This window comes from Pandoraea sp. E26 (assembly GCF_000681415.1).
Classification (GTDB): domain Bacteria; phylum Pseudomonadota; class Gammaproteobacteria; order Burkholderiales; family Burkholderiaceae; genus Pandoraea; species Pandoraea pnomenusa.
This window is the reverse complement of the sequence record NZ_AYXJ01000032.1, coordinates 42,724-66,963: the sequence shown is the minus strand read 5'-3', so window position 1 is coordinate 66,963 and position 24,240 is coordinate 42,724. Positions and strand designations below refer to the sequence as shown.

The window sequence follows — 24,240 nt, the reverse complement described above, 5'->3', positions numbered from 1 at the left end:
CGTCGACGGCGAAGCGCGAGCCTCGCTGCCGGGCGCCTGCCGACACCGCGCAGCGCGGCATGGATCGGGAAATTCGCGCGGCGTTACACCGCGCGAATTGATGGAGGTGAAGCGAATTCTCGGAATTTGCTTCGTTTTTGCGGCAGGTTTCCACTCAGAATGTGGTGCGCAGCCCCACCCGCACCGCGCGACCGCCCTGCGGCGCAATGTCGCGCAGCACCGAACTCGCCAGACGCACTTCCTGGTTGGTCAGGTTTTCGCCCTTGAGGTAGGCCAGCCACTGCGCACCGCCCGCCTTGAACTGGTACGTGAGCGACGCGCCGAGCGTGGTGTAGCCGCTCGTCGTGAGGTCGTTGGCCGGCACACGGCCCTGCGCGCTCGCGTGCACCACTTCGAGCCGGGCGCCCCAACGCCCCAACCCGTACACAATCGCTCCCGTCAGACGCAACGGCGCGATGCGCGGCAGAGGTTCGCCCGTATCGCGATTGCGGCCCACGGTGTAGTCGCCGCGCAGTTCGACGTCGAGGTTGCCATGGCCCTGCCAGACACGCGCCCGGCCTTCGGCTTCCACACCATAGAGGTCGGCGGGCACGCCAGCATATTGGTAGACGGGAATCGTGTCGTCGTCGAGCGCCTGCGTGCGGCCGGTATTGTTCAGCGCAATGAAGTTCGAGAAGCGGCTGTAGAAGACGCCCACGCTGCCCTTGTTCGGGCCGTTTGCGTAGCGCAGCGAGACGTCTGTCGACACAGCCTTTTCCAATGACGCCTGCGGGCTGCCGATCTCCCACACGCCGGTCGCCAGATGCGGACCGTTGGCATAGAGCTCGTAAAAGGTGGGCGCACGCTCCGTGTAGGACGTGTTCACCGCCAACGACCATGCCGATGCGAGGCCGAACACGGCGCCGGCGGATACGCTGCCCGGCGTGAAATTGCGCGACGGCAGGTTGTCGAAGCGGGCGTTGCCCCCGGCGGTCGGTTTCACGCTCGAATGCTCGACGCGTGCGCCGAACGAAAGCTTCACCGCCGGATCGACGGCCCACTCCTCGAGCGCGAAGAGCGCCACGGTATTCGTATCGCTCTTCGGCACGAAGGCCTCCTCCCCGAGCGCCGAGAAGGTGTTCTGCGAAAACTGCACGCCGACGGCACCCTCCACCGGCCCGATCTTCGCGTGACGCGCTTCGATGCGTCCCTCGTAGCCATGGTTCTTGAACGTCGTGCCCGTCTCGCCGTTTTCGATTTCCTTGTGCTCGTAGTCGGTGTAACCGAAGTCGAACTTGAACGCCGTGAACGGACCGCTCAGATTGCGCACCTCGCTTGCCAGCGCCACGCGCTGCTGACGCAGGCGAATGCGCGTGTCTTCCTCGGCAACGGTGCCGTAGTCGGAGTCGTAACCGGAGTACGACAGCCCGGCGTAGCCGTCGGCCCACGTCCACGACGCCCCGGCAGCCGCCCCGCTGACCTGCCCGTCGCTGTTGGGCAGCGTGCCGGACGCTTGCGGTGCCTCCTCGCCGTCGAGTGCGCGACGCTGTGTCGAGTGGGCGAAGCCGGGAATGCGCAGGTCGGCGCTCTTGCGCGCGAAGCCGTCGACATGGAAGGCGAACTGGCCGTTGCCGAATTCGAGTTGCGCAGCGCCCGCGCGCTCGCGGTTGGCCCCGCCGTAGCTGAAGTCCGTTGCACCGGAAATCCCTGTGAGCGACTCGCGAGGAATTCGGTTGTCGATGGTGTTGACCACACCACCGACCGCATTGCCTCCGTAAAGCAGCGCGGCGGGGCCGCGCACGATTTCGACGCGCTCGATCGACAGCGGATCCTGCGCCACGGCATGGTCGTAGGACAGCGACGAGGCATCGAGCGAGGCGGTGCCGTTTTGCAGCACGCGAATGCGATCGCCGTCGAGGCCGCGGATGATCGGACGGCTGACGTTCGGGCCGTAGGATGTGGCCGAGATGCCCGGCAGGCCGTCCAGTGTCTCGCCGAGCGTGCCGGCGCGACGCAGCGCCAGCGATTTGCCGTCGAGCTCGGTCACCGGCACGGTCAGCTCCGCGACCGCGCGCCCGAGCGGGTTCCCGGTCACGAAAGTGGCGGGCAGTACGGCTTCCGGTACGGCGCTCGGCGCGGGCGTGGCATCGGCGGCGCGGGTGGACGGGCTCGCCAGCGCGAGCGCACCGACGCTCAGCGCGGCGGCCAGCGGTAGCGGCTTCACCCGACGGCGTGCGCGGCGCGCGGGCGGGTGGCCGGCAACGAAAGGAACGGCCAGGGAAACGGCCGCGAAGGCAGAGGCGAGCGAAGACACCGCGGAGGCTTCCGCGGCGTTGGAAACTAGGTTGGCCATGTCGGTCTGTTTTCTTCGAGTTGGGTCGGGACGCTGTCGTGCGGCGTCCGAATACCCCGTGAATCGACGCGAACGAACGCCTGCCCCGCGCAGATCGCGCGGTCGCACGCCTGCCTCGCGGCTCCGGAGGCCACGACGGTCAGTCGGGAAGTCGGCAGGGATTCGCGCGGAACGTGCGCGTGAAATCAGACTGCGGCCGGCGGCGCGCGGGAATCGAATGGTCGTTGTGACGCACTGACGTGCCGCCGGCCAGTGGTGCGGGTCGGCACCGTCGCATCGGCGCCCGCGTGCTTCCACACGAGTATCGCGACGGCGAAGGCCACGGCGAGCGTGGCGCCCTCGAACAGATGGCAATGATGTTGGTGGCCGCCCAAGCCAATCCGGCTGGCGTACGAGGATTGCTCCGGCAGGATCGCCGCATCGTCGTCATCGTCGTCGGCAGCGATGGCCGCCACGGTGTCCGGCGCGCCAGGCGGCACATCGGCGCCCGGCACGGCGCGTTGGGTGAGCGCACGAGACGTCGCCTGGGCTGCCGCCCCGGAGCCGTGCGCGACGACCTGCGTCAGCCCCCGCGCATGCACGATCTCGTGTTGCAGCCCCCAAATCTGCACGCAAACCAGCGCAACGATGAGCCACGCCGTCCAGCCGCCGCAGGCACGGCCGCGCGCCGCGCGAAGACAAGCGCGCCGGCGTCGGGAGGCGGGATCGATGGACAGCATGGGAGGATGAATTTGCAACTGAGTTGCAATTCTGCCATAAAGTGGGACGTCCCGGGAGGCTTACTGCGCGTTGCACGCAAGCCACAGTCGCGGGCGGGCCGACGGCCGGTCGGCGGCGATGGCGAAATAAAAAAGGCATGTCGTGCAGACATGCCTTTGGCAAACCGAGGGGTCCGACGACCTTGCGGCAGCCGCCACCGCGCGGCATCGGACCGGATAGCGCGTGCGGATCAGTCGCCGAACAGCTTCTGGCGCAGTTCGCGGCGCTCCTGCGCTTCGAGCGACAGCGTGGCCGTCGGACGGGCAAGCAGACGCGGCACGCCGATCGGCTCGCCGGTTTCCTCGCACCAGCCGTATTCGCCGGACTCGATGCGGGCGAGCGACTGCTGGACCTTCTTCAGCAGCTTGCGTTCGCGATCGCGGGTGCGAAGCTCCAGAGCGTGCTCTTCCTCGATCGTGGCGCGATCGGCGGGATCCGGCACGACGACGGTTTCGCGAAGGTTTTCGGTCGTCTGACCGGCGTTGCGCAGAATTTCAGCTTGCAGATTTTCCAGACGATCCTTGAAGAAGGCGAGTTGTTCTTCATTCATGTAGTCCTTCTCGCCCATCTTCAGAATTTCGGCCTCGGTCAAAAGTCTTTTCTTGCTCATGGGTTTTTGTGGCGTCTCTTTCGGATAGTCCGGCGACGCCCCTGCAGCGGGTGGGACGTCTTGCTTACCGGCGATGCCGCGGGCGGCTTCTTGGGTTACGTTCCTGCCGGACGATTTGGGCGCCCCCTTTTTGGCGGCGGCCTTTTCGCCCGTCTTCGAATTGCCTGCTGGAGCACGCTTGGCGCCCGCGTCCGGCGCCGGTTCTGACCGGCGCGTGGGGCGTGCGGTGGCAGTCTTGCGAGAGGCGGTGGCCATGGCGGTGCTCCCCTGCCTACCCTCCGGAATGCCGCGTCAACTCGCTGGCGGCAGCCCAGTGGGCAGGTATTGTAACCGAATCGTTCGACGGCCCCGGTTAAGGGGTTTCCCGTTGCACGGCTCGGCAGTCCCGTTCAGACCAGACAGCGCTCCAGCCCTTGCAGGATGATGTCTTTCGGCAGCTCGGCACCAATGAACACCATCTTGGTGTTCGGCGTCTCACCGGGTTGCCATTTCGCGCCCACGTCGCTGCCCATCATCTGGTGCACGCCCTGGAACACGACCCGGCGGTCGATGCCACGCATGTTTAATACGCCTTTATAACGCAATAAGCGTTCGCCGTACACCTGCAGGATGCTCCCGAGGAAATCCTCGAGCTTGGCCGGATCGAATGCCTTGTCGCTACGGAACACGAACGACTTGATGGCGTCGTCGTGGTGGGCGTGGTGATGGTGGTGGTGCCCGTGGTCGTGCCCTTCGTGGGCGCACTGGCCATGATCGTGATCGCAATTCGCGTGATCGTGGTCATGGTCATGGTCGTGGTGATCGTGGTCGTGCGAATGCTCGTCGGCTGCGAGGAATTCGGGATCGATGTCGAGCTTGTCGTTCAGGTTGAAGCCGTGGATATCGAAGATTTCCTTGAGGTCGGCCTGCCCGAAATCGACCACCTGCTGCGGCGCCCGTGGGTTCATGTGCGCGAGGCGGTGCTTCAGGTCGTCGAGCGCCTCGGGCGTGACCAGATCGGCCTTGGTGATGAACAACCGGTCGGCGAAGCCGACCTGACGCTGCACCACTTCGTGCTGGTCGAGTTGCTGCTGGCCGTGCTTGGCGTCGACCAGCGTGATGATCGCGTCGAGCCGGTAGGTGTCGGCCACCTCGTCGTCGATGAAGAACGTCTGGGCCACCGGGCCCGGGTTGGCCAATCCCGTGGTCTCGATCACAACCCGGTCGAACTGGATCGTGCCGGCGTCGCGCTGGCTGTTCAGGTCCGACAGCGCCTGCACCAGGTCGCCCCGGATCGTGCAGCAGATGCAGCCGTTGCTCATTTGCACGATTTGCTCGGCGTTGTCCTGCACGAGGATGTCATTGTCGATGTTCTCTTCGCCGAACTCATTTTCGATGACGGCGATCTTCATGCCGTGCGCTTCGGTCAGGATGCGCTTGAGCAGCGTGGTTTTCCCACTGCCGAGAAAACCGGTCAGGATGGTGACGGGGGTCATGAATGCAATGTCCTGTTGTGAAGCGGCGTACCCGGTGCCGCCGGAATGTCACTTACTGTACCCGAGGTGACGAAAAGCGGCATGGGACGCGTCAGTTGGGGGCGCCCGCGCACTGCGCGCAGGTGCCGTGAATCAGCAGCTCGACCTGTTCGCCCACGAACCCCCTGGGCAGGCGCTTGAGTTCGCGCTCACTCAATTGGGGATGCTGGGGCCAATCGTCAAGGCAGAAAGTGCGATGGCAGCGTACACAGCGGAAATGACCGTGCTGCGTATGCGGCCGGGGCGAAGCCCCGCGCTGGGGGTCGACGTGCTCCGCCATGACGAAGCGGAAAATGCGGTCGTCGCCGGCCTGCTTGATGGCCCAGCCCTGCGCGACCAGCCAGTCGAGCACGCGATAGGCCGTCACGCGGTCGAGCGGATCGGCGTCGGTCGCCAGGTCGGCCAGCACTTCCTGATGGGTGAGCGGGCGGCCTGCCTTGAGCAGCAGCGCCAGCACACGTACACGCCCCGAAGTCACGCGGCCCGATTGCTCCTGCAAGCTCGCGCGGGCGGCTTCCAGATACGGTTGTAGTTGAGTAAGGCTCATGAATCGATTTAAGCACACCCCCGTGAGCGCTGCAACCGAGTTGCAAAAACTGTCGATGCCGGGGCAGTCGCGAGGAAAAAGGCGCCAACTTGACCGAAAGCGGGTGCGCGACGCGTCATACAATTGACACAAAAATACCCGCCACCATGTCGCCCACCGCTCTCGCCCTCGTCGTCACCGCCGCATTCCTGCACGCCACCTGGAATTTCCTCGCCAAGCGCATCGACACGCGTGAAGGAGGTGGCCCGCAGCTCGTCTTCATGTACGCGCTGTCCACGGTCGTGCTCTATACGCCGCTCGCCCTGTATTTCCTGATCGGCTCGCATGCCGACTGGCCGAACGCACTCGGCTGGGGCGTCATCGCGCTGAGCGCCTTTCTGCACTACGGCTACACGCTGGTGCTCCAGCGAGGTTACCGGGTGGGCGACCTGTCGGTGGTGTATCCGCTTGCGCGCGGCACCGGCCCGCTGCTGTCGTCGCTGGGGGCCATCGTGCTGCTCGGGGAGCGTCCGGGCTGGCTCGCGCTGAGCGGCATCGCCCTGGTGGTGGGCGGCGTGCTGATCATTGCGGGCGGCGAGCGCCTGTTCCGGCGCGGCAGCATGCACGCGGGCGCCGGCTGGGGCGTGCTGACGGGCGGTTTCATCGCGGCCTACACGCTCGCCGACGCCTACGCCATGCGCTCCCTGCTGCTGGCTCCGCTCGTCTATTACTACCTGGAAAACGTGCTGCGCGTCGCGCTCTCCGCGCCGGCGGCCTGCGCGCGGCCGGCCCGCATGGTCATGCTATGGCGGGCGAACTGGCGCAAGATCGTGCTGATCTCCCTGATCTCGCCCATGTCGTACTTTCTGATCCTCACGGCGCTGAAGTACGCCCCGGTCTCGCACGTGGCCCCGGCCCGGGAGATGTCGATGATGATCGCCGCGCTGCTCGGGGTGCGCGTGCTGCGAGAGGGCGAAGTGCACCGCCGTATCGGCGGCGCCGTCCTCATTGCGCTCGGTGTGGTGGCGCTGACGCTCGGCTGACGACCCACCATCGACCACGAAGTGATTGCTTACATGCGCTGCAACCAAAGTCCCTTGAGGTATTCACCTTCGGGAAACTGGGTCAGCATCGGGTGATCCATGCCGGCTGAGAGACGGCGCAGAATGCGCGCGTCGACACCGGCATCGACGGCCGCGCCGGCCACGATCTTCTGGAACAGGTCGGCGTCGATGGCGCCCGAGCATGAGTACGTGAGCAACTGGCCGCCCTGGCGCAGCAGCCTGAAGCCGGCCATGTTGATGTCCTTGTACGCGCGTGCGGCACGCTCCACGTGATGCGCCGACGGCGCGAATTTGGGCGGATCGAGCACGATCATGTCGAACGTGCGGCCCTCGTCGCGCAACGCGCGCAACGTCTTGAACACATCGGCATCGCGCCACTCGGCGCGAGCGGCGTCGAAGCCGTTGAGTTCGACGTTGCGCGCGCCGATCGCCAGCGCTTCGCCCGACGAATCGATCGACAGCACGCTTTGGGCGCCGCCGGCCAGCGCCGCCAGCGAAAACCCGCCCGTGTAGCAGAAGCAGTTCAGTACGTCGCGGCCCCTGGCCTGTTGCTGCACGAGCAGACGGTTGTCGCGCTGGTCGACGTAGAAGCCGGTCTTGTGGCCGTTGCGCACGTCGACGTAATACTTCACGCCGCACTCGTGGGTGGTGAGCAGGTCAGGCGCCTGCGGCGGCTCGGCGCCGGCCAGCACGCCGGTGAGGCTCGGCAGGCCTTCGCGCTCGCGCACGGCGGCGTCGGAGCGCTCATAGACATTGGGGCAGCCGGTTGCGCCGACGAGGGCGTTCACGATGGCGTCCTTCCAGGCTTCCACGCCCGCGGCCATGAACTGGCACACGAGCTGATCGGACACCGGAGCGCCGGGCGCCGATTGGTAGCGGTCGACGATCAGTCCGGGGAGCCCGTCGGCCTCGCCGAAGATCAGGCGCGTGGCGCCCGTGTCGCGCACCATCTGCTGCCGATAGGCGAGCGCGGCACTCACACGACGCTTGAAGAATGCGTGGTCGACCGGCTCGCCCTCGTCGAACGTCCACACGCGGGCGCGAATGGCCGAGACCGGACTGAAGGCGGCGCGGGCGAGGAAGCGGCCGTCCGCCGCGCGCACCACGACCGTTGCGCCGGAAGTCGGCTTGCCGTCCACGCGCGCCACGGCGGTGGCGTAAATCCAGGGGTGACGGCGCAGCAAGGACTTTTCTTTGCCGGGCTTGAGGGTCAAGGTATTCATGCGGGACGGACCAACGGTTGCATTCGGAGTGGCGGCAAGTCGCGGGGCATGGCTGGGCGGTCTCGCGCGCGTGAATCGACCAACGGAACGATGCCGACGCGCACGACGCGGGTCACCTGCCGGACTTGCTGGGGAAGGACGCGATTCTACACCGAGTCGCGCCGTCGGCCGGAAAGCCTCAGGGCTTCTTGCGCGAGCGCGGATGCGCCTGATCGTAGACCTTGGCGAGATGCTGGAAGTCGAGCTTCGTGTAGATCTGTGTCGTGGAAATGTTGCTGTGGCCGAGCATTTCCTGCACTGCGCGCAGATCGCCCGAGGACTGCAACACATGCGTGGCGAACGAGTGGCGCAGCATGTGCGGATGCACGTGCGTGGGCAGTCCGGCCGCCTGCGCGTGATGCGCGAGCCCCTGCTGCACCGCGCGCGACCCGATGCGTTTGCCGCGTGCCGACAGGAACAGCGCATGCGGCTCGGCGGTGGCAAGCGGTGCACGCTTGTCGAGCCACTGGGCCAGCGCCTGCGCGGCTTTCTCGCCCACGGGCACCCGTCGACGCTTGTTCCCCTTGCCGGTGACAACCACTTCGCGCTCCGGCAGGTCGAGCCAACTGATCGAGCGGTATCCATCGGCGTCGACGTAGCGATGGTCCAGGCTCGTGAGCTCGGAGAGCCGCAGCCCCGACGAATACAGCAACTCGAACATCGCGCGGTTGCGCACGGCCTCGGCCGACGTGCCGGATTCGAACTCGACGAGCGCCGAAGCCTGATCGGGTGAGAGCGCCTTGGGCAAGGGCTTGGGCTGCTTCGGCGCACGCACGCCTTCGACGGGATTGGCCACGAGCGCGGTGCGCTGCGCGAGCCATGCGAAGTATCCGCGCCACGCCGAGAGCTTGCGTGCGATGGAGCGGCCGACGAGGCCCTCGCCGTGCAGTTGCATCACGAACCGTCGAATATCGCCGTGCTGCAGTGACTCGAGCGCACGTCCGCCCGCCAGACGCTGCAACTGACGCAGGTCGCGCGTGTAGTTTTCCAGGGTGAGGCCGGCGAGCTTGCGCTCGCTGGCCAGCGAGGTGAGATAGGCGCGAATGCCGGGTTCCAGCGGTGGCGTGTTGCCGTCGGGTCCACCGTCGCCGGCGCCGGCCGGCGTGCGGGCTTTCGCCTTGCCGGACGCGGCCTGCCGGGCTGACATCAGTCGTGCGCGCGCAGCTTGCCCAGCGCCGCGCCGGCCAGCTCGCCGATCTGCGTCAGGAAGTCGGTCGCCATGCCCTCGTGGAAACGGCGCGCGTCTTCCGAGCCCATCACGAGCAGGCCGAAGACCGGCCCGTCGGTGACCTGCGGATCGCGAAGCGCAAGCAGCGCCACCGACGCGGGATCGCTCGGCGCGCCGAGCCACGTCACGGCTTCGAAACCGGTGTTCGCACCGCAATACGGCGTGACCAGGCTCGACGCGAAGATCTTCACTTCCTCGCTCACGCTGCGGGCGAAATCGGCCGGCTGATAAGGCGCAGCCACGCTCCACAGACGCACGGCGGCGTACGGTACGTTGAAGACGTCGCGCAGGCCGCGGGCAATCGCCTCGGGCAACGCATGCGGATCACGCTCGCCGAGAAGGCCGAGCGTCCAGCGGTGCAGCTTGGCCGAGATGTCGTCGTTCTCGTGGCCGTAGCGCATCAGTTCGGCGAGGCGCCGCTCGATCTGCTTGGTCTTCTCGCGCTGCATCTCGATCTGGCGCTCCTGCAGCGACACCGCGCGCTGGCCGTGCGGGCTGGTGAGCCGCACGCCGGCCAGCAATTCGGCATGGCGCTCGAAGAAGTCGGGATGCGCAATCAGGTATTCCGCAATATCTCGGTCGTTCATGAGTGTCCGTCTGCTGTTCGTCAACTGCCGCGAGCCGCCCCCGAGCTCAGGGGTGGCCTGCGGCCGCCTGGGTCGCTAAATCAGAATTCGTCAGAAACCAAATATCGTACAGACCTTCCGGGCGTCAGGTCCGACGCGCCGACGTCGCCTGTCAGATCTCGATCGTGCCCTCGAAGACCGTGGCGGCCGGCCCCGTCATGATGACTGAGCCGTTCGCACCGTCCCAGTCGATGGTGAGCGTGCCGCCGTGCGTCTCGATCGCGACCGGTGCGCGCAGCAGCCCGCGACGGATACCCGCCACCGCCGCGGCACACGCGCCGGTGCCGCACGCGAGCGTTTCGCCCGCACCGCGTTCATACACGCGCAGTCGCGCCTGGTGCGGCCCGACCACCTGCAGGAAGCCGGCGTTCACGCGGCGCGGGAAACGGGCGTGTCGCTCGACGAGCGGACCGTCCGTCTCGACCGGTGCGGTGTCGACGTTGTCCACGACCTGCACGGCATGCGGGTTGCCCATCGACACCACGGAAATCCACGTGGTCTTGCCAGCCACGTCCAGCGGCCAGAGCGTGTCGTCACCCTCGCCACGCCCTTGCAGGCCGGCGGTGTCGAACGGCACGTCCGACGGCGTGAGGATCGGCGCGCCCATATCCACGCTGACCTGCCCGTCCTCGCGCATCGTGAGCGTGATCACGCCTTGCTGCACCTCGACGCGCACCGAGCGCTTGTCGGTCAGCCCGGTGTCGCGCACGAACTTCACGAAGCAGCGCGCGCCGTTGCCGCAATGCTCGACCTCGCCACCGTCGGCGTTGAAGATGCGGTAGCGGAAGTCCACGCCCGGCAGCGTGGAGCGCTCGACGAGCAGCAACTGATCGGCGCCGACGCCAAAATGACGGTCGGCGAGCGCACGCCACTGTTCGGGCGTGAAATCGATGGTCTGCGAGATGCCGTCGATCACGACAAAGTCGTTCCCGGCACCTTGCATCTTGGTGAATTTGAGCTTCATGCCGCTATTGTAGTGGAGAAGGTCGACGCGCATCCGGCCCCATCAATACACGCCGGGCTGGCCCTCTGGGCGCGTCTTGAAGCGCTTGTGCACCCAGTAGTACTGCTCCGGCATCTTCAGGATTTGCTCCTCGAGGAAGGCGTTCATGCGGCGCGCGTCGGCTTCGGGGTCGCCGCTCGGGTAGTTTTCCCAAATCGGAAAGACTTTCAAGCGATAGCCCTTGTAGTTGGGCAGCACCTCGCCGATGAAGGGAAGCACCTGGGCACGGCCGACCTCGGCCAGACGCGAAACCGACGTCAGGGTGCAGGTCGGTACGCCGAAGAACGGCACGAACACCGAATTGCGCGCGCCGTAGTCCATGTCGGCGGCCAGCATGACGGGCTTGCGCTTGCGGAACATGCGCAGCACGTCGCGGGCGCTGTCGCCGCGCGGGATCATCTCGGCGTCGAACCGCCCGCGCTGCTCGCGCGCCATGGCGTCGAACGCCGGGTTCGACATCGGCGTGTAGAGCGACGCGCACGGCCGGTCGAGCAGGTAATTGATGAAGACCGACGCCATCTCGATGCCCACGAAGTGAAAGCCCAGCAAGATTGTCGGGGGCATGTCCGGCGCCTTGAGGTCGACGGCCGAATCGACTTCGATGAGCCGCTCGAGCTTCTTGCCGTCGGCGAACCACTGCACGCTGCGCTCCGCGTAGCTTCGGATCGCATGCACGAACGACGCCTTGGCGACGCGCTCGCGCGTGGCGTCATCCCAGTGCGGAAAACACAGGCGCAGGTTGGTATGCACAACCCGCTTGCGCGAGCTGGGAATGGCGTAAAGCAGACGCCCCAGCCCCGCGCCGAAGCGCGCGACCCAGCTGTAGGGCAGCAGGTTCAGCCCGCGCAGCAGGCCGACGCTCAGGTAGTACCCGAAGGATTTCTTGGTAGTGGATGCCATGTCGCAAGCAGGATTTCTTCAGGGGCGTATAATAAGCGACATCGCCGAGTTAACTGACAACTTGCGGGGCGATTCGGGTGAGCGACCTTACCGGCAGCGCATCCGACCAATTTTCCGCTAAAGCGTCGCCGCTTCGCCTCCGATGACGGCAACGTGAGTCGCCAAATTCGTACAGAGGAGCCAGAAGTGGCGAACGATTATCTTTTTACCTCCGAATCCGTCTCTGAAGGCCACCCGGACAAGGTTGCCGATCAAATCTCCGACGCCGTTCTCGACGCCATCCTGACGCAGGACAAGTACGCACGTGTTGCCGCGGAAACGCTTTGCAACACCGGCCTCGTCGTGCTCGCCGGCGAAATCACCACGACCGCCACGGTGGACTATCAGCAGGTGGCGCGCGACACGATCCGCCGCATCGGCTACGACAACACCGACTACGGCATCGACTACAAGGGTTGCGCCGTGCTGGTGGCCTACGACCGCCAGTCGCCGGACATCGCCCAGGGCGTGGACCGTGCGCATGACGACAACCTCGATCAGGGCGCCGGCGACCAGGGTCTGATGTTCGGCTATGCGTGCGACGAAACGCCGGAACTGATGCCGCTGCCGATCTACCTGTCGCACCGTCTGGTGGAGCGTCAGTCGCAAGTGCGCCGCGACGGCCGCCTGCCGTGGCTGCGTCCGGATGCCAAGTCGCAGGTCACCATCAAGTATGAAAACGGCCGCCCGCACAGCATCGACACGGTCGTGCTCTCGACGCAGCACCATCCGGACATCGCGCTGGACGCGCTGCGCGAAGCCGTGATCGAGGAAGTCATCAAGCCGGTGCTGCCGGCCGACCTCATCAAGGGCGACATCAAGTTCCTGGTGAACCCGACCGGCCGTTTCGTGATCGGTGGCCCGCAGGGCGACGCCGGCCTCACGGGTCGCAAGATCATCGTCGACACCTATGGCGGCGCCGCGCCGCACGGCGGTGGCGCGTTCTCGGGCAAGGACCCCTCGAAGGTGGACCGCTCGGCAGCCTACGCCGGCCGCTACGTCGCGAAGAACATCGTGGCCGCCGGCCTGGCCTCGAAGTGCGTGATCCAGGTCTCGTACGCCATCGGTGTGGCACGCCCGACGTCGGTGATGGTCAACACTTTCGGCACCGGCAAGATCAGCGATCAGCGTATCGCCGAACTTGTCGAGAAGCACTTCGATCTGCGCCCGAAGGGCATCATCCAGATGCTCGACCTGCTGCGCCCGATCTACGAGAAGACGGCCGCCTACGGTCACTTCGGCCGTGAAGAGCCGGAATTCTCGTGGGAAGCGACCGACCGCGCCGACGCCCTGCTCGCCGACGCCGGTCTGCGCGCCGTGGCCTGAGCTGCATTGCACGCAAGCTGGCGCCAACCCGCCGGCACCGAAAGACACAACCCCCGCCCGGGTCGCCCCGGCGGGGGTTTTGTTTTCAAAGGCCAGCGACGGCGATATGGCCACAATATCGTTGCGTGATCACCGCGCCACGGCCGGTTTGCGACCCGGGCGCCGCGGTCATCGCAGAAATCGCCGGATCAGCATGCCGAATGCCTTGCCGTAGGGCGGATTGAGCAGCGCCGTGCCGTTCCAGCGCGACTGCCGGAAGATCGGTTTCTCCTTGGAGAACGTGCGAAAGCCCGCTTCGCCGTGATAGCCGCCCATGCCTGACGGTCCCACCCCGGCAAACGGCAGCGTATGCTCGGCCACGTGCAGCAGCGTGTCGTTGATCGTCACGCCACCGGAGATCGTGTTCCGGACCACGTGATCGATGCGCGTATTGTCGGTATCGAACACATAGAGCGCGAGCGGATGCGGCCTCTCGTTCACGTAGGCAATCGCCGCGTCCAGATCGTCATAAGGCACGACCGGCAGCAACGGCCCGAAAATCTCCTCTCGCATCACGCGCATGCCGTCGTGCACACCCGTGAGTACCACCGGGGGCATACGCCGGCGCGCCGCCTGCGGCTCGGCGTCGAAAAGCGCATGTGCCGTGGCACCCTGCGCCGTGGCCTCGCTCGCGAGGCCGGCCAGGCGCGCAAAATGCCGCGGCGACACGATGCTCGTGTACTGCGGATTGTCCACCGCATTCGGATAGAGCCGCGCCGCCGTCTGCCGTGCGGTCGTCAGGAAGGCGTCGAGTTTCTCGCGCGGCACCAGCACGTAATCGGGCGCGATGCAGGTCTGCCCCGCATTGACCAGCTTGCCGAACATGATGCGCTCCACCGCATGGTCCCAGCGTGCGCCCGGGCCGATGATGGCCGGCGACTTGCCGCCAAGTTCCAGCGTCACCGGCGTGAGATGCTCGCTCGCCGCGCGCATCACGTGATGCCCGATCGAGGTCGCGCCGGTAAACAGCAGATGATCGAATGGCAACGTGGAAAATGCGCGGGCGATCTGCGCGTCGCCGGTCACCACCGTCACCCATTCCGGCGCGAAGGTATCAGCCACGGCCGCCGCGAACACCTCCGCAAAGCGGGGCGTGATCTCCGAGACCTTGATCATCACGCGATTGCCCGCCGCCAGTGCGTCGGTGAGCGGGCCCACGGCGAGCAACAGCGGATAGTTCCAGGGCACGATCACGCCGACGACGCCCAGCGGCTGCGGCACGACCGACCGGCGTCCCGGCAGCAGCCACAGGTGCGCCCAACCGTGCGCCCCCCGCATCCAGCGCCGTGTGTGCGCGAGCGCATGCTTCAGGTTGCCATGCGCGGGAAACAGCTCGAGCATGTCGGTTTCCTGCGACGAGCGTCCGCCGAAGTCCGCGTCGATGGCGGTCGCGAACGCGTCGCGATACTTGTGCAGCATGGCCTGCAGCGCCTCGAGCTGTCGCTTGCGCATCGGCCAGTCGACGTGCGGCGACGCGTCGTGCGCTCGCCGCATGGCGTCGAAGCGCGGCAGCAATTGCGCGCGCGCGATGTCGTCGTCGACCGAGGTATCGAGTGTCATCGGCGTCGCCTCGTGCAGCCCGCCCGGTTCGTGATTGTGACCCATGCCCTGCTCCTCCCTGCCCGCACTGCGATGCGGGATTGCATCGTGTCGCGGCGTTGTTATGTCGATCTGTTATGTCGTGACGCGCGATGGACCATACCGGCATCGCATTCGTGTCAGCCCGCAGCGCCCGGGAACGCCCGGTCCAGCCACGCGCGCTGCACCGCCGTGGCGAGCGTGTCGGGCATCACCCCGTAGACACGTCCGCCGTGCGTGGCAAAACGGGTCTCGATGAAACCGTGTGCGAGCTCGATCGGGGCATGTTCGAGCAGCAACGCCGCCTGCGCGAGCAACACGATCTGCTGCGCGATGGCGCGCGCGCGCACCGCGTGCGTTGCCGGATCGGCGGCCAGCCACCCGTGGAGCTGCGCCAGCGCCGCGCGCAGTACCGCATGCGAGCCCACGCGTTCGGTCAGCCATTCGAACCAGCATTGGGCGACGTCGGGTTCACGACCGATCGCGCGCAACACGTCGAGACACATGACGTTGCCCGAACCTTCCCAGATCGAGTTGACGGGCGCCTCGCGGTACAGCCGCGCGAGCGGCCCCGTTTCCACGTAGCCGTTGCCGCCCCACACTTCCATGCACTCGCCGGCCAGTTCCAGCGCACGCTTGCATACCCAGAATTTCGCGGCAGGCAGCACCACGCGCCGCCATGCGCGCTCGACCGGCGAGTCGTCGTCAGCGGCGCTCGCATCGAACGCACGTGCCAGCCGCATCGCCAGCCACGTCGCCGCCTCCGATTCGAGCGAGAGATCGGCCAGCACCGCCGTCATCAGATCCTGGTCGACGAGCTTCGCGCCGAATGCCGCGCGATGCCTCGCATGGTGGATCGCCTGCACGACGCCCGCGCGCATCATGGCCGCGCTGCCGATCACGCAGTCGAGCCGCGTGTACGTCGCCATTTCGATGATGGTGGGAACGCCCCGACCCGGTGCGCCCACGCGCGTGCCAAACGCGCCCAGAAACTCGACCTCGCTGCTGGCGTTCGATCGATTGCCGAGCTTGTCTTTCAGGCGCTGCACCTGCACGGCATTCTTGCCGCCGTCAGGGCGATACCGGGGAACGAAGAAACACGAGAGCGCATCGGTGTCGCCCTCGCGCGCGAGAACCAGATGGGCGTCGCACTGCGGCGCCGAGAAGAACCACTTGTGGCCGACGAGCGAAAACTCGCCGCGACCGCCGTCGGTCGCCACCGTCGTGTTCGTGCGCACGTCGGAGCCGCCCTGCTTCTCCGTCATGCCCATGCCGACGAGCATGGCGTGCTTCTGCGCGAGCGGCACGTCGCGCGGGTCGTGCTGCGGCGCGAGCAGTTTGTCCTTGATCGAGGGGAACAGCGCGGCTTCCTTCATCAGCACCGGAATGCTCGCGAACGTCATCGTCGTGGGACACAACGCGCCGGCTTCGTTCTGCGCGTGCAGGAAATATGACGCCGTACGCGCCGCCATGACCCCGCCGCGCGGATGCGCCCAGGGCAGCGACTGCAATTGTGCACCGCGCAACAACCCCATCAGGGCATGCCACGCAGGATGAAACTCGACGTGATCGATGCGATTGCCTCGCGCGTCAAACGATTGCAGCTCCGGTTCGTGACGATTGGCCGCCTGCGCCCACTGCTGCACTTCCGCCTCGCCCAGACGCGCGCCCTGACGATGCAGTTCCTTCGCATGCCAGTCGGCATCGAAGACGGCAACGGCGGCCTGCAACGCCGTGTCGGTCGCGTAGAGGTTGTAGTCGACGAGCGGCGGTACCTGATTGGTCACGTCGTGGGTCTGCCAGGCTTCAGTCATCCGTGTCTCCATGGGTCATGTATCGGACGGTCACCCGAGGCGATCATTTCATCATAGCGGTTGGCGTCGGACGTTCGCAGAAATTAGAGGAATGCTTCACTTGCCCCCCGCGCACACGGTTTGTCTGCCTACAATGAGTGCCGCCGCGAATTGACGCTTTGGCGCCGAGAAGCCCCGCCGCGAAGTGCCGCCCGTCAGAGGTGTGCCCGCCGCTGGTCGCGCGATGCGCAGCATGGCATCACGCACGAAGAGAAGCGCCACGACAAGTCGAACGACACGCCGTGCGGAGCGAATCCGTCGGCCAAAAGAAAGCGGCCGGACAGCCGCGCAACAGCGATAGCAGTGCCCATCCAAGGGAGGATGACAGCATGGACTACGACTACGTCATTGTCGGCGGCGGTTCGGCCGGTTGTGCACTGGCCGCGCGACTGGCCGACGGTGCGCCGCAGTGCACGATCGCGCTCATCGAGGCGGGTCCGCCCGACGACAGCTTTCTCGTTCGCCTGCCGCTGGGACTGGCGGCACTCGTGCCGTTTCGCTCGCGCCGCAACTATGGCTATCGCACCACGCCCCAGGCGGGATTGGGTGGCCGCCAGGGTTACCAGCCACGCGGACGTGGCCTGGGCGGGTCCAGCTCGATCAACGCCATGATCTACACGCGCGGCCACCCCGACGATTACAACGACTGGGCGCAGGCCGGGTGCGACGGCTGGGGATGGAGCGACGTGCTTCCCTACTTCCGCCGCAGCGAGAACAACGAACGCAACACGCATGGCACCGACGCGTGGCACGGCAGCGGAGGTCCCCTCAACGTTGCCGACCTTCGCACGATCAACCCGTTCTCGCGTCATTACGTCGACGCCGCGCGTGAGGCCGGATTTCCGGTGACCGACGATTTCAACGGTCCGCAGTACGAAGGCGCGGGCATCTATCAGGTGACGCAAAAGGATGGGCAACGCTGGAATGCGGCGAGCGCCTATCTGCATGGAAAATCGCGCGCGAACCTGCATGTCATCACCGACGCGCTCGTGCAGCGCATCGTCTTCGACGGCAAGCGCGCGACTGGCGTCAAGCTGCAACGTCGCGGCGCGCTCGAGACGATTCGCGCCCGCGCCGAAGTGGTGCTGAGCGCCGGCGCGTTCAACTCGCCGCAGCTGCTCATGTGCTCGGGCATTGGCCCCGCCGCACAACTTCGCGCACACGGTGTGGCCGTGCTCGTCGACGCGCCGGGGGTGGGAGAGAACCTGCAGGACCACATCGACTTCATCATCAACAAGTACGTTGCGCACCGCGAACTGGTCGGCTACACCCCGGCGGGGCTCTGGCATCTGCTCACGCAGGGTTTCGAATATCTGCGCACACGCCGCGGGCTGTTCGCGAGCAACGTGGCCGAAGCCGGTGGTTTCCTGAAGAGCGATCCGGCGCTCGCGCGGCCGGATCTTCAGATGCACTTCCTGGTCGGGGTTTGCGACAACCACAATCGCCGCTTGCATCTGCCGCGCGGGCTGTCGCTGCACGCTTGCGTATTGCGGCCCAGGAGCCGCGGGCGCGTGACGCTTGCCTCGGCGGACATGCGCGACGCGCCGCGCATCGACCCCGCTTTCCTGCAGGCGCAGGAAGATGTCGATACCTTGCTGCGCGGCGTACGCGTCATTCGCCGCATCCTCGCGGCGCCATCGCTCGCACGATTCGGTGGGCGGGAGTTGCACACCCGCGGCGTGGAATCGGATGAAGCGCTGACCGCGCTGATCCGCGAACGCGCCGACACCATCTATCATCCGGTCGGCACCTGCCGGATGGGCAGCGATGCGACGTCGGTCGTCGACCCGGCGCTGCGGGTGCGTGGCGTGGAGGGCCTGCGCGTCGTGGACGCGTCGATCATGCCCACGCTCATTGGCGGCAACACCAACGCGCCATCGATCATGATCGGCGAGAAGGCGGCCGACCTGATGCTCGCGCACGCCATCGGCTCGCCGCAGGCAAACGCCGCCGCCGCGCGCGCGTCGTCGACACCGTCGGAAGGTACGCCGGCCTTAGCCGCCCGGATACAGCCACAGACCTAGGAACGGCTCGCCCCACAGCGCGCTCGCCAGCGCGCCGAGACTCAGCCACGGTCCGAACGGCAACGGTGCACGCACGGCGCGACCGCGCCAGAGCGCCAGCACGGCAAAGGCGAGCGTGGCCGCGGTGGCGCCGAACGCGAGCATCAGCGGCACGCCAACCCAGCCGAGCCACGCACCGCACGCGGCCACGAGCTTGGCGTCGCCCCCGCCCAGACCGTCCTGACCGGTCAGCGCGCGGTACGCGCCGGCCATCGTCCACATCGCCCCGTATCCCAGCGCGGCCCCGGTCACGGAGGCGTCGACGGGCAGCGTCACCCCCGCGGCGCTGCACAGCAGTCCGGCCCACACCAGCGGCAACGTCAGCGCGTCGGGGAGCAGGCGTGTGTCCACGTCGATGAGCGCGAGCGCCAGCATCGTCGCGCCGAACCCACACCAGGCGAGCATGGGCAGATACTGCCTCGAAGGCAGAAAGTGCCACGCAATCGCCGCGAACATGGCCGCCACCGTCACTTCGACGAGCGGATATCGCATGGAGATCCTTGCGCCGCAACCGGCACAGCGTCCGCGCAGCCAGAGGTAACCAAGTACGGGGATGTTGTGCCGCAGGGCGATGCGCGTCTCGCAACGCGGACAGCGCGATGGCGGCCAGGCCAGATTGAAACGTGGCGCAACCGGCGGCAATTGCCCAGTCCATTCGGCCACCTCGCGCGCCCATTGCGCTTCGAGCATGCGCGGCACACGATGCACAACCACGTTCACGAAGCTTCCGACGAGCAGGCCGAACGACCCCATCATCGCCACCGCGACATCGTTGGGCAATGCGTACAGCGCCTGCCAGAGCGGATCGAGTGACGACGGCATCGTCAGAACATCGTGCGAGCGTATTCGCCCGCCGCATGACCGATCTGCAACATGCCGCCGACCGTGAAGATGATGGTCAGGCCCACGAGCGCCAGCAACACCGAGCGCAGGGTCGCCGAACGCAGTTTGATGCGCTCGGCCACCTCCTCGATCGTCATCAGCCCGATCTTGCGGATGCCGGCGTCGAAGTTGGTCCGCCCCGAATACTCGACAAGCCGGTCGAAGATCTCTTCATTGAAGATGCCCGTGTCCATCGCCTTGATCATGCTGCGTTCGCTCTTGAGCGAGGCGCGCATGCGCAGCAAATGCCATCGCAGCCAAGGCGACGCACGCCCGAGCAGCAGGGAGATGGCGTCGAACACCGAGGTCTTCGCGCCGGTCAGGGCAGCGAGCGCGACCAGAAACTCGCCCGCCCGCACGTCGCGGTACACGGCGTAGGGGCCGATGGTATCGACGCGCTGGCGCAACGGCCCCGTCCACCGACTGAACGACAGCGACATCAGGACGACGAGCGCGACCGGCACGCCGTAGAGCAGCGGCCACCAGTTGGCGACGAAGCGCGACATGGCGTACAGTCCCGCGCCGACGAGTGGGAATTTCTCCGGCGGCATGATCTCCGTCATGATCGGCATCATGCCGTATGCCACGCCGAGCTGAATCGCGGCGAGCAGCACCGACATGAAGATCGGCAGCGCCACGGCGCCGGCAATGGCCGCGCGCGTCTGTTGCTGGAGCGTGACCACGCGCGCGAGGAATCGCAGCGTGCCGGGCAGGTCACCCTTCTCCCCTGCCGCGATGACGACCAGGTCTTCGTCGGGGATGGTGCCCGCCCATGACTTCTGCAGATTCTTCGAGCTCGCGCGGTCGCGCCAGACGGCGTAAAGCGGCGCCATCGGATTGCGGCGCTCCTTGGCGCGCGCATACCGGCGCGAGAAGAGCTCGAACGGATTGGCGCCGTCTTCGATGGCGTCGGCGAAATCGCTGTAGAACTTTGCGCGGCTCTTGCGAAATCGCCGCTTCGCCTTCGCCAGTCCCGGATAGGGATCGCGATCGGCGGTGAGCCTGGCGAGCAGGCGGTTGGCAGCTTCGATCATGAGAGGAACCCGGAGGTGTCAGACATGGCGCGCCCGCGCTCACACACAGGCGAGCCGGCGCGACGCGGCACCGCCCGGCGACGCCGTCTGACGAAGATGAAATTTCTTGAGCTTGCAGAAGGCCGCTTCGACGTCGCGCGGATCGACGAGACCCTGCGACATCTTGAATATCGCGTGCTCCATCGCCGACTTGCCGGTCATGTTCGGGCTGGCGAGATCGCCGTCGTGGCTCGCGCGCCAGTGGCGCTCCGCCTCCCAGAACTGGCCGGCGCGCAACAGCTCCAGCAACTCGTCGGTCAGCTCGCACACTTCGGCGACGACCGTCTGCCCACTGGTGCCGCGCCCGTGACACCGCTCGCAACCCGGCCCCTCCACGCGCAGCGCCGCGGCGTCAACGCCCAACGCACCGATGATCGCGAGCGTGGCATCGTCGAGCCGTTCGCGCGCGGGCCGCTTGCAGTGCTCGCAGAGCACCGGAATGAGCTTCTGATAGATGATCGCCGTGAGAAAATTCGGCGCGGCCACGGCGGCCAGCGGCATGCCGATCTCGTCGCTCACGAGGCGCGACACGATTCCGAACGCGCTCGACGCATGCACGGTCGAGAGCACCTGATGGCCCGTCTCCGTCATCGACTTCGCGAACGACCCGGTCTCCGCGTCGCGAATCTCGCCCGGCATGAGCTTGTCCGGATCTCCCCGCAGCAGCACCTTCGCGGCGGCGCCGAACGCGGAATCTCCCGGACCGTCTTCCGCACGACGCTGAATCGGGATCTGCGTCATGTGTGGCTGGATGTACTCGACGGGATCCTCGATGGAGAAGAATTTCTTGCCGGAGTCGCGCTCGTACGTCATGAGCGTGCGCAGCGTCGTCGACTTTCCCGACCCCGTCTCGCCCGCGATGACGGTCAGCCCGGGGCTGCGATGCACCGCGTCTTCCAGGATCTCGATCTGGTCGGCGGAGTAACCGAGTTGCGCGAGCGTAAGCACGTCGCCTTCCGTCGCCTCGTTCACGAGCAGGCGCAGCACCACGTCCACCCCGCGATTCTCCTTCACGCTCTGGAAGCGCAATTGATACTTGCGCTGGCGCAGCGTGACCGGAATGGAGCAGCTCTGGTGCTGCGCTTCGTCGAAATGATTGTGGCTGCGACTGCTCGGATCGGCCCGCGAGTTGTACGCAGCGGACACAGCATCGAGCATCGCGTGATAGTCGCGTGCGAGACGATCGCTCTCGCCCGTCACGCGCAGCTTGCCATGAATGCGCATGCGCACCCGTACCTGGCGATTGTCGCGAAATTCGAAGTGAATGTCCGACGCCCCCGCGTCGATGGCACGCTCGATGATCAGATCGAAATTTCGATAGGCCCCGGTGCGGCGCTCGTCGTGCCGGTCGTCGCCGTCGCCCTGCTGCTGCAGGCGTGACTGCATCAGCAGGATTTCTTCGGTGGTGCCGACGTAGATGCCCTCCAGATCGAGGCGATGCCTGGCGCGCACCGCCTGGTCGAAGCGTTCGAGCAGATCGGAGCCCTGTGTGCGCAGGAATGTCGTGTGTTCGAGCAACACCAGATACAGGCGCGGCTTCATCGCCACGAGGACCAGCGAGCCGTGCTCGGCACCCGCCAACGTGATGCCGAGGTCCTGCCGCCAGCCGAACGCCTGGATCTCCGGCTCGCGCAGGTCGGCAATGGGCTGGGCCATGACGCGCGCACCGGAGCGGCGCCCCAGACGCAGCAGCGCAGCGCGCAGACGCTCAGCGAGGGGACGCATAGGACAACTCCGGCGACGCCCGTCCGCCCGCCGAACGATCCTCGGCCTGCTCCGGCGCCACGGGCGCGGCGCCGAACGTGTTGGGCAGCAACAGGCGGCGCCGCTGCGCCCCACGACGCACGTCGACGAAATCGTCGCCGATGGCCACGATCTGCCAGTCGCCCACCTTGTCGCCGCGGGTCACGTTGCGGCCATAGCGGCCGTCCACGCGAAGATAGGCGACCGTCGTGTTCTCCACGCCGTAGATGAAGAGCAGCTCGGGCGGCACGTCGGGGCGCGCCGGTCTCGCCACAGCCGCCCCCGGTACCTTGTGGGCGGCCTGCGCCTCCCCGGCATCCTTCGCGGCCTGCGCCGCCTGCGACGCCTTCAGATGCGCGCGCGCGAACGCGTCGATGGTCTCTTCGGCGTGCGCGCCGGCAGCCGTCGCGAGCATGCACGGCGCGACCAGCAGCACCACGCATGCCGGGTGGAAGGACTTAATGGACATAGTAGGTTCCTTGGGCGGAGAAGACGGGTTTGCCGTCGTCGATCACGACCTTCAGCTCGGAGAGCGACATGTTGCCCGCCCGCATCATCAGGCCGGCGACCGAATCGACGAATGCCAGATGCCCGGCCATCTTCCATTCGCCTTTCGACAGCGGAGGCGGCACGTCGTCGCGCGACGTCACGCCCGGCGGCACGGGCACGAGCGGTTCGGGCATCGTGAGCGCGATGTCCATGCCGTAGTCGCCCAACGCCTGAAGTCGTGCGCCAGCGGTGCGCAGGAATTGATTTCGTGGCACCGGCGTAACGCGCGCCTCGCCGTCGTCTTCCAGCGACTCGATCTCGTTCCGGGCCGAGGCATCGCCTTTCGCGGCGCCCAGCGACGCCACCACGGTGCTCGCCGCATGCGCCTCGTCCGGCGCGATCGAGACGGTTTCGCGAGCGTGGTCCAGATCGACGATCCTGGCATCGGGCCGTTGCGACAGGAGCAGGTCGAAGGTGCCGCCGTCACGACGGCGCCAGTCGATCTCGCATCGTTGCGCCTTGCAATCGATGCTCGCCGGTCGCCATCCGCCGGCATTCGCCGGCAACTGCTGCACGACACGCTGCAAGTGCCGCGCGTACGACGCGCCGGCCGAGAACGGCTCCGCCGCGATGGCCCGCGCCAGCGCCTGCCGGTACGCTTCGATCGGATCGACCCGATTGGCGGCCGCGCGTTTGGCCTGTTGCGCGTCGTCGTACCATCGCCACCCCCACCATCCGGCCGCCGCCACGACCAAGAGCATGACCAGCACACCGCCCGCGAGCCGGATGGCCCGCGTGGGCAAGGCCTTCCGCACCGGCTTCAGACGCGCCTGCGCAAGCGCTTCGTGCCCGGAGGAAGCGACGATGTCGTCAAGCGTCAGCACCACGTCGGCATGCGGCAGATTGGCGCGTTGGACGCCCGCAATTTTCACCGGCCCGTCGACCTCGGCACACCATTGCTCGAGACGCGGCCTGATCTGCTCGGCCGGCACACTCAGATCGAGCTCGGGACGCCGGTCCCGAAGCGTGACGAACAGGATCATGGCCGGATCGTCGGGGTCGGGATGCAGGAAGGCGACGTTCGGTCCGTCGACGAGCGCGCCGAGCAGGCACGCCAGCGCGGGGCCGCCAGGCTCGGTGCCGTCGGCGGCGTGCGTGGGCAACGACACAAGACCCACGGTACGTGTCCCCGCGCCGTCGTCGATCACGACGAAGTGCGAGGCGTCGCGGCTGCGAGCGAGACTGCGGATCTCGGCCATCTCCTTTTGCAGCCCGATGAGCGTCTCCCACTGCGCGCCCACGACCAGGTGATTCGACAATGCGCGCCCCAT

General features: G+C 66.8%; 20 protein-coding genes. 3 read left to right on the top strand and 17 right to left on the bottom strand.

The features are described from left to right. Positions 1–154: 154 nt before the first annotated feature. The 5 genes from W930_RS0120380 to W930_RS0120360 all read right to left on the bottom strand — a co-directional run bounded on the left by W930_RS0120380 (position 155) and on the right by W930_RS0120360 (position 5,762). Positions 155–2,332, bottom strand: coding sequence for a TonB-dependent receptor (locus W930_RS0120380; RefSeq protein ID WP_023872804.1), 2,178 nt, complete (start codon positions 2,330–2,332; stop codon positions 155–157). A 185-nt stretch (positions 2,333–2,517) separates the two neighbouring features. Continuing rightward, on the bottom strand, positions 2,518–3,051 hold the full coding sequence (locus W930_RS0120375; protein ID WP_023598078.1) for a hypothetical protein: 534 nt from the start codon (positions 3,049–3,051) through the stop codon (positions 2,518–2,520). 230 nt (positions 3,052–3,281) lie between these two features. Beyond that, positions 3,282–3,701, bottom strand: a complete 420-nt coding sequence (dksA, locus tag W930_RS0120370) for an RNA polymerase-binding protein DksA (protein ID WP_023598079.1) — start codon at positions 3,699–3,701, stop codon at positions 3,282–3,284. A 389-nt stretch (positions 3,702–4,090) separates the two neighbouring features. Further along, positions 4,091–5,176, bottom strand: a complete 1,086-nt coding sequence (locus W930_RS0120365; RefSeq protein ID WP_023598080.1) for a GTP-binding protein — start codon at positions 5,174–5,176, stop codon at positions 4,091–4,093. Between the two features lie 91 nt (positions 5,177–5,267). Continuing rightward, positions 5,268–5,762, bottom strand: a complete 495-nt coding sequence (locus W930_RS0120360; protein ID WP_023598081.1) for a Fur family transcriptional regulator — start codon at positions 5,760–5,762, stop codon at positions 5,268–5,270. A 146-nt stretch (positions 5,763–5,908) separates the two neighbouring features. On the opposite strand from W930_RS0120360, the gene W930_RS0120355 reads away from it, so the two are divergent. Next, complete coding sequence (locus W930_RS0120355; RefSeq protein ID WP_023598082.1) at positions 5,909–6,784, top strand: DMT family transporter; 876 nt, start codon at positions 5,909–5,911, stop codon at positions 6,782–6,784. Between the two features lie 29 nt (positions 6,785–6,813). Here W930_RS0120355 and W930_RS0120350 read toward each other — a convergent pair whose 3' ends face one another. From W930_RS0120350 to W930_RS0120330, 5 genes are all read right to left on the bottom strand, one after another. Next, positions 6,814–8,028 (bottom strand): class I SAM-dependent rRNA methyltransferase, encoded by a 1,215-nt coding sequence (locus W930_RS0120350; RefSeq protein WP_023872802.1) that lies wholly within the window; start codon positions 8,026–8,028, stop codon positions 6,814–6,816. Positions 8,029–8,206: 178 nt separating this feature from the next. Further along, the gene (gene xerC / locus W930_RS0120345) at positions 8,207–9,214 is read right to left on the bottom strand and encodes a tyrosine recombinase XerC (protein WP_023598084.1); all 1,008 of its coding nucleotides are present in this window, start codon (positions 9,212–9,214) and stop codon (positions 8,207–8,209) included. Next, positions 9,214–9,882: a DUF484 family protein gene (locus W930_RS0120340; protein WP_023598085.1), complete on the bottom strand. Its 669-nt coding sequence runs from the start codon at positions 9,880–9,882 to the stop codon at positions 9,214–9,216. The genes xerC and W930_RS0120340 overlap by 1 nt, the downstream gene beginning before the upstream one ends. Positions 9,883–10,033: 151 nt before the next feature. Beyond that, positions 10,034–10,885, bottom strand: a complete 852-nt coding sequence (dapF, locus tag W930_RS0120335) for a diaminopimelate epimerase (RefSeq protein ID WP_023872800.1) — start codon at positions 10,883–10,885, stop codon at positions 10,034–10,036. Positions 10,886–10,927: 42 nt separating this feature from the next. After that, positions 10,928–11,824, bottom strand: coding sequence for a lipid A biosynthesis lauroyl acyltransferase (locus tag W930_RS0120330; RefSeq protein ID WP_023598087.1), 897 nt, complete (start codon positions 11,822–11,824; stop codon positions 10,928–10,930). Positions 11,825–12,010: 186 nt separating this feature from the next. Between W930_RS0120330 and metK the strand changes: the two genes are divergently transcribed. Next, positions 12,011–13,189: a methionine adenosyltransferase gene (metK, locus tag W930_RS0120325; RefSeq protein ID WP_023598088.1), complete on the top strand. Its 1,179-nt coding sequence runs from the start codon at positions 12,011–12,013 to the stop codon at positions 13,187–13,189. A 168-nt stretch (positions 13,190–13,357) separates the two neighbouring features. Here metK and W930_RS0120320 read toward each other — a convergent pair whose 3' ends face one another. Next, on the bottom strand, positions 13,358–14,722 hold the full coding sequence (locus W930_RS0120320) for a coniferyl aldehyde dehydrogenase (protein WP_048806792.1): 1,365 nt from the start codon (positions 14,720–14,722) through the stop codon (positions 13,358–13,360). A gap of 224 nt (positions 14,723–14,946) precedes the next feature. Beyond that, on the bottom strand, positions 14,947–16,620 hold the full coding sequence (locus tag W930_RS0120315; RefSeq protein WP_115344445.1) for an acyl-CoA dehydrogenase family protein: 1,674 nt from the start codon (positions 16,618–16,620) through the stop codon (positions 14,947–14,949). Positions 16,621–16,988: 368 nt separating this feature from the next. Between W930_RS0120315 and W930_RS28280 the strand changes: the two genes are divergently transcribed. After that, positions 16,989–18,683: a GMC family oxidoreductase gene (locus W930_RS28280; protein ID WP_023872797.1), complete on the top strand. Its 1,695-nt coding sequence runs from the start codon at positions 16,989–16,991 to the stop codon at positions 18,681–18,683. Here W930_RS28280 and W930_RS0120305 read toward each other — a convergent pair. From W930_RS0120305 to pilO2, 5 genes are read right to left on the bottom strand one after another with little or no spacing between them, the layout of a single operon-like run. Further along, positions 18,654–19,544, bottom strand: a complete 891-nt coding sequence (locus tag W930_RS0120305; protein WP_023872796.1) for an A24 family peptidase — start codon at positions 19,542–19,544, stop codon at positions 18,654–18,656. The genes W930_RS28280 and W930_RS0120305 overlap by 30 nt on opposite strands. Before the next feature lie 2 nt (positions 19,545–19,546). Continuing rightward, positions 19,547–20,638 (bottom strand): hypothetical protein, encoded by a 1,092-nt coding sequence (locus W930_RS0120300; RefSeq protein WP_023872795.1) that lies wholly within the window; start codon positions 20,636–20,638, stop codon positions 19,547–19,549. 39 nt (positions 20,639–20,677) lie between these two features. After that, positions 20,678–22,402 carry a GspE/PulE family protein gene (locus W930_RS0120295; protein ID WP_023598095.1) on the bottom strand — a complete coding sequence of 575 codons (1,725 nt, stop codon included), beginning with the start codon at positions 22,400–22,402 and terminating at the stop codon, positions 20,678–20,680. Further along, complete coding sequence (locus tag W930_RS0120290; RefSeq protein ID WP_023598096.1) at positions 22,386–22,889, bottom strand: hypothetical protein; 504 nt, start codon at positions 22,887–22,889, stop codon at positions 22,386–22,388. The genes W930_RS0120295 and W930_RS0120290 overlap by 17 nt, the downstream gene beginning before the upstream one ends. Continuing rightward, a complete protein-coding gene (gene pilO2 / locus W930_RS0120285) occupies positions 22,879–24,240 on the bottom strand; it encodes a type 4b pilus protein PilO2 (RefSeq protein ID WP_023598097.1) in 1,362 nt (453 codons plus the stop codon). The genes W930_RS0120290 and pilO2 overlap by 11 nt, the downstream gene beginning before the upstream one ends.